7 protein-coding genes and 2 tRNA genes are annotated in these 10747 nt (G+C 73.1%); 7 read left to right on the top strand and 2 right to left on the bottom strand.

Features of this window, described 5'->3' with window-relative positions; all coding sequences use genetic code 11:
• Window positions 1-558 precede the first annotated feature (558 nt).
• Window positions 559-632 (top strand) — tRNA-Arg (locus tag LQ327_RS33190).
• Between the two features lie 35 nt (window positions 633-667).
• On the opposite strand, the gene LQ327_RS33185 is transcribed toward LQ327_RS33190, so the two are convergent.
• Entirely contained in the window at window positions 668-1570 is a 903-nt protein-coding gene (locus LQ327_RS33185; RefSeq protein WP_230740978.1) for an NAD-dependent epimerase/dehydratase family protein, read from the bottom strand.
• A gap of 31 nt (window positions 1571-1601) precedes the next feature.
• On the opposite strand from LQ327_RS33185, the gene LQ327_RS33180 reads away from it, so the two are divergent.
• Both LQ327_RS33180 and LQ327_RS33175 read left to right on the top strand, forming a co-directional pair.
• Complete coding sequence (locus tag LQ327_RS33180; RefSeq protein WP_230740976.1) at window positions 1602-2048, top strand: nucleoside 2-deoxyribosyltransferase; 447 nt, start codon at window positions 1602-1604, stop codon at window positions 2046-2048.
• Between the two features lie 108 nt (window positions 2049-2156).
• Window positions 2157-3608 (top strand): WS/DGAT/MGAT family O-acyltransferase, encoded by a 1452-nt coding sequence (locus LQ327_RS33175; RefSeq protein ID WP_230740974.1) that lies wholly within the window; start codon window positions 2157-2159, stop codon window positions 3606-3608.
• 1 nt (window position 3609) lies between these two features.
• On the opposite strand, the gene LQ327_RS35155 is transcribed toward LQ327_RS33175, so the two are convergent.
• Window positions 3610-5094: a gluconokinase gene (locus tag LQ327_RS35155; RefSeq protein ID WP_230740972.1), complete on the bottom strand. Its 1485-nt coding sequence runs from the start codon at window positions 5092-5094 to the stop codon at window positions 3610-3612.
• Between the two features lie 98 nt (window positions 5095-5192).
• Between LQ327_RS35155 and LQ327_RS33165 the strand changes: the two genes are divergently transcribed.
• The 4 genes from LQ327_RS33165 to nrfD all read left to right on the top strand — a co-directional run bounded on the left by LQ327_RS33165 (window position 5193) and on the right by nrfD (window position 10744).
• Window positions 5193-5288 (top strand) — tRNA-Sec (locus LQ327_RS33165).
• Window positions 5289-5364: 76 nt separating this feature from the next.
• Complete coding sequence (gene fdh / locus LQ327_RS33160) at window positions 5365-8568, top strand: formate dehydrogenase (protein ID WP_230740971.1); 3204 nt, start codon at window positions 5365-5367, stop codon at window positions 8566-8568.
• Entirely contained in the window at window positions 8568-9695 is a 1128-nt protein-coding gene (locus LQ327_RS33155) for a 4Fe-4S dicluster domain-containing protein (protein ID WP_230740969.1), read from the top strand. Before fdh ends, LQ327_RS33155 begins: the two co-directional genes overlap by 1 nt.
• The gene (gene nrfD / locus LQ327_RS33150) at window positions 9692-10744 is read left to right on the top strand and encodes an NrfD/PsrC family molybdoenzyme membrane anchor subunit (protein WP_230740967.1); all 1053 of its coding nucleotides are present in this window, start codon (window positions 9692-9694) and stop codon (window positions 10742-10744) included. Before LQ327_RS33155 ends, nrfD begins: the two co-directional genes overlap by 4 nt.
• The last annotated feature ends 3 nt before the right edge of the window (window positions 10745-10747 follow it).

Below are 10747 nucleotides of genomic sequence, written 5' to 3'. Positions count from 1 at the left end.
ACTCTCCAACAAAAAACATTAGAGAAACGAATTTCCCTGACCATACTCAAAGAAACCCCAACCAAAGCTGGGGCCAGAACACACAAAACGTCAGCACACTGTTGAGTTCTCAAAGGACGACCACACGCGCTCGAATCCCGCCGGATTTCCCGGCGATCTCGTTCGCGGTGATTCCACCGTACACGGCCGGTTCCGGGGGCGTTTCCGGGGGGTGACCCCCTCGGCGCGGCCCGCCCGGAGGGCGACCGATCGAGACGTCCACCCGGTCCGCCGGAGCAGGCGGGCGTCGGTCTCATGTTCACGCTGTGTCGGATCGGTCGGGAGTGACTCCCGGCGATTCCGAACTCCCGGCCGTCCGCTGGATCGCGTCCGTTCCCCGAGAGCGACGAGAACACTACGCGGGTGGCCGGACCCCGCTGCACCCGGGGGGCGTGCCGGGTATCCGGGCAGGTCAGAGCCCCGATGCGACCTCGGCCCCGTCGGACGATGCCGCGGCAGCCCAGGCCGGCGTGGTCACGGGCGGGCGACGGAGGTGTCCCACTACCCTGTCCGGCACCGGCCCCCGTAGCTCAGCCGGACAGAGCAAGGCCCTTCTAATGCCAAGGTCGCAGGTTCGAGTCCTGCCGGGGGCACCCTTGGTCCGCGTCCACCGTCGGGAACGGGCGCGTCACGGGAGCGGACGCGCGGCCCAGGCGTCGGCGACGATCCGCTCCGGCGCCGAGCGGGTGGGTGCCCAGCCGAGCTCGCGCCGCGCACGTGACGGGTCGGCGACCAGGCGCGACGGCTCGTCCACCGCCTCCCCGTGGAGCACCGGCACGGACCGTCCGGTGACCCGCCCGACGACGTCGATCAGCTCGGCGACCGACGTCCCCCGTCCGGAGCCGACGGTGAACGCCCGCCACGTCCCCGGCTCGGCCACCCCGAGCGCCCCGACGACGCCGTCCGCGAGATCGGCGACGTGCACGAGGTCGCGCACCGCCGAGCCGTCGCCGTTCACGGTGAAGCGTCCGCCCGCGACCGCGGCCAGCAGCGCCGGGACGACCCGTGAGCGATCGTCGTCGCCGCGTCCGGCGGCCGCCCCCGCGACGTTGAAGACCCGCAGGCAGACGACGCCGGGCCCGCCGGCGAGGGCGACGTCGCGGGCCAGCAGGTCAGCGGCCAGCTTGCTGGCCGCGTAAGGGTTCGACGGGGCCAGCGGCGCGTCCTCGCCGATCGGGACGTCCGCGGGCGCGTGCACCGCACAGGTCGACACGAGGACCACCCGGACATCGGGCCCGGCCGCCGCGAGCACCGTGCGGGTGCCGTCGAGGTTGGTGCGCCAGTACCCGAGAGGGTCCTCGCGCGACTCCCGCACCCGGACGCGCGCCGCGAGGTGGCAGACCGCGTCCGCCCCGTCCAGCGCGGCGGCCACGACCTCGGCGTCGAGCACCGAGCCGACCACCGGACGCACGCCGGCCACCAGCCGGGCCGGATCCCGGGCGAGCCCGACGACGTCGTGTCCGGAGGCCTGCAGCGCGGCGGACACCGCCGAGCCCACGAATCCGCCGGCTCCCGTCACGACGACCCGCACGGCGGCCCATCATCCGGGAAGATGCCCCGCCGTGCGCAGGACCGCCTACCTCGCGAGCCCCTACGGCTTCGCCGAATCCACCCGGCACTTCTACACCGACCGGCTGCTGCCCGTCGTGCGATCCCACGTCGACGTCATCGACCCCTGGGAGGCCGACCTGCCGGACGCCGACGAACGGGCCGAGCGCTGGCTCGCGCTCGGCGAGTTCCACCTGCGCTCCATCACCGAGCGCGCCGACCTCGTCGTCGCGTGTCTGGACCAGGAGCCGCCGGACAACGGCACCGTCGTCGAAGTGGCCTGGGCCGCGGCCCACGGCCGGCCCGTCGTCGCCTACCGCAACGACCTGCGCCAGGGCGGCGAGGAGGGACTGTCGTACAACCTCATGATCGGCGCGGTGGTGCGCCGCAGCGGCGGCCTCGAGGTCACCTCCCTGGACGAACTCGACCGGGCGCTCGGGCGCATGGCCACCCCGGTTTGACGCAGCGCTGAGAGGGGCACCACAACCGCCCGGGTGAGGCCCGCGACAACATCGTGGCGCGCGCGGCGTCCTTCCCAGCGGACGGTCGGCGGCGGGAGGATTCCGAGCATGGGTGTCATGTCGTTCCGGGACTCGATGTTCCTGTTGGCCGAGTCCCGGGAGCGGCCGACCCACGTCGGGTCACTGCTCCTGTTCGACCGGCCGGAGGGTGCTGGTCCCGACTTCCTCGGTGACCTGCACAAGCAGCTCGTCTCCTCGAACCAGGTGGCCCGGACCTTCGCCCGACGGGCCGTGCGCAGCGTCGGGACCCTCGGGCAGTGGGCCTGGGAGGACGACGACCTCGACATCGAGTACCACGTGCGGCTCTCGGCGCTGCCGCGTCCGGGCCGGATCCGCGAGCTGCTCGAGCTCGTCTCCCGCCTGCACGGGACCCTGCTGGACCGTCACCGGCCGCTGTGGGAGTTCCACCTCATCGAAGGCGTGGAGGGTGACCGCTTCGCGGTCTACTTCAAGATCCACCACGCGATGATGGACGGCGTCACGGGGATGCGGCATCTCCAGAAGGCGCTCTCCACCGACGCCGAGGCGCGCGGCATGGCGCCCTTCTGGCAGGTCGACCCGCGCAGCAGGCGCCGTCCCGCGGACCAGCCGCCCGCGCCCGTCGCGGCCCCGGAGCAGCGCTCGCTGCTGTCCTCGGTCGGGTCCGCGCTCGCCGGCGGCTGGAACACCGTGAGCTCCGCGGTCACCGACACCGCGCGGACCGCGAGCCAGGTCCTCGGCGTCGCCCCGGCGCTGGTCGACGCGCTCTACGACGGGCTCGCCCACCGGGACACGACGCTGCCCTTCGAGGCGCCGCACAGCATGTTCAACGTCCCGATCACCGGGGCGCGCCGCTTCGCCGCCGAGTCGTGGCCGCTCAAGCGGATCCAACGGGTGCGCGAGCGCACCGACTCGACCGTGAACGACATCGTGCTCGCGATGTGCTCGGGCGCGCTGCGCCGCTACATGCTCGACCTCGACGCGCTGCCGGAGAAGCCGCTGGTGGCGGCGCTGCCGGTGTCGCTCGGCACCTCCGGCGAGGGCAACCAGCTCGGCGCCATCCTGGTGACGCTCGCGACCGACGAGCCCGACGCCGCGACCCGGCTGGAGCGCATCAAGGCCTCCGGTCGGGCGGCGAAGGCGAACCTCGACCAGCGCGACCCGATGGCGATCGCCGCGCTGTCGATGGCCGTCGCCGCGCCGCTGCCCCTCGGGTCGGTGCCCGGGGTGTCGTCGGTGATCAACCCCGGGTTCAACCTGATCATCTCGAACGTGCCCGGCCCCAAGGCCCCGCTCTACTGGGAGGGCGCGAAGCTCGACGGGATGTACCCGCTGTCGGTGCCGATGGACGGCCAGGCGCTGAACATGACGGTGTTCTCCTACGCCGACAACATGGAGTTCGGCCTCACCGGCGACCGGCGCAGCGTGCCGCGCCTGCAGCGGCTGCTGACCTTCCTCGAGGAGGCGCTGGTCGAGCTCGAGGAGGCCGCCGACGGGGCCGATCCGGCGCTCGAGGACTGAGCTACCCGAGCTCGGCGATCACACCCCCCAGCGCGTCCTGCACGCGCTCCACCAGCTCGAGACGCGACGCGTAGAACCCGGCCGCCGCGGACGGCGTCGTCGTGCCGTCGATCCGCACCCGCTCCGCGGCGTCGGTCAGGGCGTCGACGCCAGGCTCGAGCATGCCCACCGCCTGCATGCCGAGCAGCGCCGCACCCCACGCCGAGCCCTGGTGACCCCCAGGGAAGCCGACGGGGGTCCCGAGCACGTCGGCGAGCAGGCCGCGCCAGAAGGGGCTCCGGGCGAACCCGCCGGTGGCCCGGACCTCGTCGACGGCCGCCCCGGCCTCGCGCGTCGACTCGAGGACCAGCCGCAGCTGCAGGCACACGCCCTCGAGCAGGGCCCGCGCGAGGTGACCGCGCCCGTGCGTGCGTCGCAGGTTGAGGAAGGCCCCACCGAGCGCACCGTCCCAGCGTGGCGCGCGCTCGGCCAGCAGGTGCGGGACGGCGACGAGGCCGTCGGCACCCGCCGGGACGGCCGCCGCCTCGGCGAGCAGCGTCGGGACGTCCGCGCCGAGGGCCTCCGCCGCCCAGTCGAGGACGACCCCGCCGTTGGTGACCGCGCCACCGATGACCCAGCGTTCGACCGTGAGCTCGTAGCAGAACAGCCGGCCCCGGGCGTCGACCGCGGGTTCGTCCACGGCCAGGCGCAGCGCGCCGCTGGTGCCGATCGAGCAGGCGAGCACACCCGGCCGGACGGCCCCGAGCCCGAGGTTGGCCAGCGGACCGTCCCCGCCGCCGGCCACGACGGGCACGCCGCGCGGCATCCCCCACCCGTCGGCCACCCGGTCGGCCAAGGGCCCGACGACGGCGGTGGTGTCGACCAGCTCGTCGAGGGCGTCGGCGTCGACGCCGGCGAGACCAAGGGCCTCGTCGTCCCACGTCCGTGAGCGGAGGTCGCGCAGGCCGGTCCCGGAGGCGCAGGAGGCGTCGGTGACCCGCCGGCCGGTGGCCCGGCCGACCACGAACTCCTTCAGCCCACCCCAGCGGGCGGCGGCCGCGTGCAGGCTCGGGCGGTCGCGGCGCAGCCAGGCGAGCTTGCACAGCGGGCTCATGGCGTGCACCGGCGTCCCCGTGCGCCGCTGGAGGGCCAGGGTGTCGACGGCCCCGGCCCGCCAGGCCGCCGCGACACCGGCCGCGCGTGAGTCCGCCCAGGTCAGCAGCGGTCCGACGGGGTCGCCGCGGTCGTCGACGCCGAGCAGCCCGTGCATCGCGCCGCTGAACACGACGACGACGGGTCGGTGTCCCGCGGCCGCGGCGGCCACCGCGTCGCCCACCGCCTCCCAGATCGCCTCGGGGTCCTGGACGGCCGCGCCCGGTTCGGGCTCGGCGAGCGGGTAACCGGCGTCGCCCTCCCCCAGCACCGTGCCGTCGGGGGCGAACAGGACCGCCTTCGTCGAGGTGGTGCCGAGGTCGACGGCGAGCACGGCGTCCGGATCGGTCGGCACGGCACCCCATCCTGGCCGTGTGAGCTGGGTGTTGCCGGGCGGGAACCGATCCGGGGGCGGCGCTGCAGGCCGCTCCCGCCCTGCTTATGGTGGATCGTGGAGGCGTCAGGGTTCCTGGTGGGCCCCGCGGTCTTCAACACCGACGTGGCCGGGTATCTCGGCCAGGCGGGTTCGATTCCCGTCCGCCTCCGCCACACGTCTCCCCTGGTCCACAGCCGCGCCGGGGTCACCACAGCAACAGGCCAGCACGGCCCCGGGAGGTCCTCACGCATGGGCGTCCGCACCTGGCTCGGCGAATGGCCGATGTTCCGCCAGGCGACCGGTCCTGACCCGCTCGGGCGCGGGGCCGCGGTCCAGAGCCCTCGCACGAAGGCCCTCGAGCCCCGGACGGACGCCGCCGACGAGGTCGTCAAGTCGGTGTGCCCGTTCTGCGCGGTCGGCTGTGGGCAGGACATCTACGTGCGCGACGGCCGGATCACGCAGATCGAGGGCGACCCGGACTCGCCGATCTCCCGCGGGAGGCTGTGCCCGAAGGGGTCCGCGTCGACGTCGCTGGTCACATCGCCGTCGCGCGTGACGACGGTGCGCTACCGGCGCCCGTACGGCACCGAGTGGGAGGACCTCGACCTCGACACCGCGGTGGACATGATCGCCGACCGCGTGATCGATGCCCGTCGTCGTGGGTGGGAGGACACCGACTCCCAGGGCCGGGTCCTGCGGCGGACGCTGGGCTTGTCGAGCCTCGGCGGCGCGACGCTGGACAACGAGGAGAACTACCTCATCAAGAAGTTGTTCATGGCGCTCGGCGCGATCCAGGTGGAGAACCAGGCGCGCATTTGACACAGCGCCACGGTCCCCGGTCTGGGGACCACGTTCGGGCGGGGAGGCGCCACCAACTACCTCCAGGACCTCGTGCACTCGGACTGCATCGTCATCGAGGGCTCGAACATGGCGGAGGCCCACCCGGTGGGCTTCCAGTGGGTGATGGAGGCCAAGCGCCGCGGCGCCACGGTGATCCACGTCGACCCGCGCTTCACCCGCACCACCGCGGTGGCCGACGAGCACGTCCCGTTCCGCGGGGGCGCGGACATCGCGTTCCTGGGCGGCCTGATCAGCTACGTCCTCGAGAACGAGCTGGACTTCCGGGACTACGTCACGGCGTTCACGAACGCCGCGGACATCGTCGACGACGACTTCACCGACTCCGGCGACGTGGACGGGCTCTTCTCCGGCTACGACCCGGACACCGGGCACTACGACCCGGCCAGCTGGGCGCTCGACGGCGCGTACCGGGCGCCGGCGGCGGGCAAGCGGGATGCGTGGGAGTCCCAGATGCCCGACGGCCCGCGGCCGGGCGCGGACCCGATGGGCCACCACGAGCCGCGTCGTGACGAGACGCTGACCCACCCGCGCTGCGTCTTCCAGGTGCTGCGCCGTCACTACGCCCGCTACACGCCCGAGGCCGTGGCCCGGGTGTGCGGGATGAGCGTCGAGCAGTTCCTGCAGGTGGCGCGTTCGGTCACCGAGAACTCCGGCCGGGACCGGACGACCGCGTGGGTGTACTCGGTCGGCTGGACCCACCACACCGTCGGCGTCCAGTACATCCGGGCGGCGGCGATCCTGCAGACGCTGCTGGGCAACATGGGCCGCCCGGGCGGGGGCATCCTCGCGCTGCGCGGGCACGCGTCGATCCAGGGCTCGACCGACATCCCGACGCTGTTCGACCTGCTGCCGGGCTACCTGCCGATGCCGAGCGCCCACCACGAGACGCTCGCGGACTACATCGACGCCGACGCCGCGAAGACCGGGTTCTGGGGCGACATGGACGCCTACACGGTGTCCCTGCTCAAGGCGTGGTGGGGCGACGCGGCGACCCCGGAGAACGACTTCGCGTTCGACTGGATGCCGCGCATCACCGGCGACCACGGCAGCTACGTCACCGTGAAGAACCAGATCGACCGCAAGTCGTTCGGCTACTTCCTCGTCGGCGAGAACCCCGCGGTCGGGCACGCGAACGGCAAGATGCAGCGACTCGGACTCGCGAACCTGGAATGGCTCGTCGTCCGGGACATGCAGATGATCGAGTCGGCCTCGTTCTGGCAGAACGGCCCGGAGATCGAGACCGGGGAACTGCGCACCGAGGAGATCGGCACCGAGGTCTTCTTCCTGCCCTGCGCGAACCACACCGAGAAGTCGGGCAGCTTCACCCAGACCCAGCGGCTGGTGCAGTGGCGGCACGAGGCCGTCCACCCGCCGGGCGACTCGCGCTCCGAACTGCATTTCTACTTCCACCTGGGCAAGCGGATCCGGGAGAAGCTCGCCGGCTCCACCGACGAGCGCGACCGGCCGCTGCTCGAGCTGACCTGGGACTACCCGACGTCGGGGATTCACGAGGAACCCGACGTCGTCTCCGTGCTGGCCGAGATCAACGGGGCCGACGCCGACGGCCGCCCACTCTCGACGTACACCGAGCTGCGCGCCGACGGATCGACCACCGCCGGGTGCTGGATCTACACCGGCATCTTCGCCGACGGCGTCAACCAGGCCGATCGCCGCAAACCCGGCTCCGAACAGGACCTGGTCGCCCACGAGTGGGGCTGGGCGTGGCCGGCGAACCGCCGCGTGCTCTACAACCGCGCCTCCGCCGACGCCGAGGGCCGCCCCTGGAGCGAGCGCAAGAAGCTCGTCTGGTGGGACGAGGAGCAGGGCCGCTGGGTCGGGCACGACGTCCCGGACTTCGAGGCCACCAAGCCGCCGGACTACAAGCCCGACCCGGGCGCGACCGGGCCGGACGCCCTCGCCGGGACCGACGCGTTCAACATGCAGTCCGACGGCAAGGCCTGGCTCTACGCGCCGTCCGGGCTCGCCGACGGTCCGCTGCCGACGCACTACGAGCCGGTCGAGTCCCCGGTGGCCAACCTGCTGCACGACCAGCAGGACAACCCCGCCCGCGAGGAGATGAACCGGGCGTGGAACCGGCTCAACCCGTCGCAGAGCGAGGTCTTCCCGTACGTCTTCCTCACCTACCGGCTCACCGAGCACCACACCGCGGGCGGGATGAGCCGGACGCTGGGTTACCTCTCGGAGCTCCAGCCGGAGTTCTTCTGCGAGGTCTCCCCGGCGCTGGCGCGGGAGCGGGGGCTCGAGCACATGGGGTGGGCCACGCTGATCTCGGCGCGCACCGCGATCGAGGCGCGGGTCATGGTCACCGAGCGGATGAAGCCACTGCGCATCGGGGACCGGACGGTGCACCAGATCGGCCTGCCGTACCACTGGGGCTCGAACGGGCTCTCCGTCGGCGACCCGGCCAACGACCTGCTCGGCGTCGTCATGGACCCCAACGTGCACATCCAGGAGTCCAAGGTCGCGACCTGCGACATCCAGCCGGGACGGCGCCCGCGCGGCCCCGCACTGCTGGAGTACGTCGCGGACTACCGGCGCCGGGCGGGCGTCGAACCGGGAGGCATCCAGTAGTGACCAACGTCTTCGACGCGTTCTCCGGGGCCTCGACCTCGCTGTACGGCGAGCTCCCGAACCCGGCCGAGGACGCGGGGTTCGACGGCGAGCGCCCCAAGCGGGTCGGGTTCTTCACCGACACCTCGGTCTGCATCGGGTGCAAGGCCTGCGAGGTCGCCTGCAAGGAGTGGAACCTCGTTCCGGACGACGGGTCCGACGCCTCGGATCTCTACCGCCTCACCGGGATGTCCTACGACAACACCGGTGACCTCGGCGCGTCCACGTGGCGGCACGTCGCGTTCATCGAGGACGTGCGGCCGCATTCCGGGGCGAGCGCAGCGACGGGGGATCGGGCGAGCACGGCCACCGGGGTCGAGGTCACGACGGGGCACCTGCCGTCGGCGCTGCCCGCGGTGTCCGGCGGCCCCGTGCCTGGAGCGCCGCGCGATGCGGCGACGGCGCCGCCCGACGGCGGGACCGTCGACCTGCTCGCGCTGCTCCCCGACGACGGGGCGAGCGGAGCGACGGGGAATGGCGCGCAGGGGGCGCACGGCCAGCAGACCCCCGACGACGAGCGGGACGTCCGCTGGCTCATGTCCTCGGACGTCTGCAAACACTGCACGCACGCCGGCTGCCTGGACAACTGCCCGACGGGGGCGCTGTTCCGGACCGAGTTCGGCACCGTCGTCGTGCAGGACGACATCTGCAACGGGTGCGGCTACTGCGTGCCGTCCTGCCCGTACGGCGTGATCGACGTCCGCGAGTCCGACGGCGGCGCGCACAAGTGCACGCTCTGCTACGACCGGCTCGGCAGCGGCCTGGAGCCGGCGTGCGCGAAGGCGTGCCCGACGAACTCCATCCAGTTCGGCGACCTCGACGAGCTCCAGGCGACCGCCGACGCCCGGCTGGCCGAGCTGCACGGCCGGGGCGTCGAGGAGGCCCGGCTCTACGGCCGCGATCCCGACGACGGGGTGGGCGGCGACGGTGCGTTCTTCCTGCTGCTCGACGAGCCGGAGGTCTACGGGCTGCCGCCGGACCCGATCGTCACCACCCGGGACCTGCCCGAGATGTGGCGCAACGCGGCGCTGACCGCGCTCGGCCTCGGGGTGGCGGCGGTCGCGTCGTTCTGGAGGGCACGGAAGTGACGCACGACGCGAACACCGAGATGGACCGCTTCGGGGTCGACCGGGACCAGGTGAAGCCGCGGCGGAAGCGTCGCGGCGGCAGGGGCGAGGACCTCATGGTCCCCGAGGCCGAGTTCCGCTCCTACTACGGCCGCCCGATCATCAAGGCGCCGGTGTGGAAGAACCCGGACGTCCCGCTGTACCTGTTCCTGGGCGGCCTGGCCGGGTCGTCGTCGGTGCTCGCGGCGATGGCGAGCGCGACCGACCGGCCGACCCTGCGCCGGGCGAGCCGGCTGGCGGCCGCGGGCGGGGCGGTCGGCGGGACCGTGTTCCTGGTCCACGACCTGCACCGTCCGCAGCGCTTCCTGCACATGCTGCGGGTGTTCAAGCCGACCTCGCCGCTCTCCGTCGGGACCTGGATCCTCTCGCCGTTCGCGACCTTCGCGGGGCTCACCGCGGCGACCGAGGTGACCGGCTGGTTCCGCCGGACCGGGAACGTCACCGGCGTCGCGGCCGCCGTCGTCGGGCCGGCCCTCGCGACCTACACCGCGGTGCTCTTCTCGAACACCGCGGTGCCGACCTGGCACGAGGCGCACCGCCACCTGCCGGTGCTGTTCGGCTCGAGCGCGGCGGCCGCGGGTGGCGGGTTCGGGCTGGTGTTCGCGTCGGTGGCGGACAATGCGCCGGCCGCGCGGCTGGCGGTGACCGGCGCCGTCGTCGAGCTCGCCACCGAGCGGACGATGGAGCACGACCTGGGCATGCTCGCCGACGTCTACGAGAAGGGCCGCGCGAAGACGCTGATGACGGCGTCGAAGGCGTGCCTCGTGGCGGGTGCGGTGGGCGCCGTCGTGGGGCGGCGGAAGCGGTGGTCGGCCGCCCTGTCCGGGCTGGCCCTGCTGGCGGGGTCGGCGCTGACCCGGTTCGGCGTGTTCGACGCCGGGATCGCCTCGGCGAACGACCCGGCGCACATCGTGGTGCCGCAGCGGGAGCGGATCCGTCGTCGGGAGGAGTCGACGCGCGCCGGCTCGACGCCGCCCGACCGCCGGTACGCGCCGTCCGCGGGGTCCTGAGCT

The sequence above is a fragment of the Actinomycetospora endophytica genome (genome assembly GCF_021026375.1).
Classification (GTDB): domain Bacteria; phylum Actinomycetota; class Actinomycetes; order Mycobacteriales; family Pseudonocardiaceae; genus Actinomycetospora; species Actinomycetospora endophytica.
This window is presented reverse-complemented; position numbering and strand designations above follow the sequence as displayed.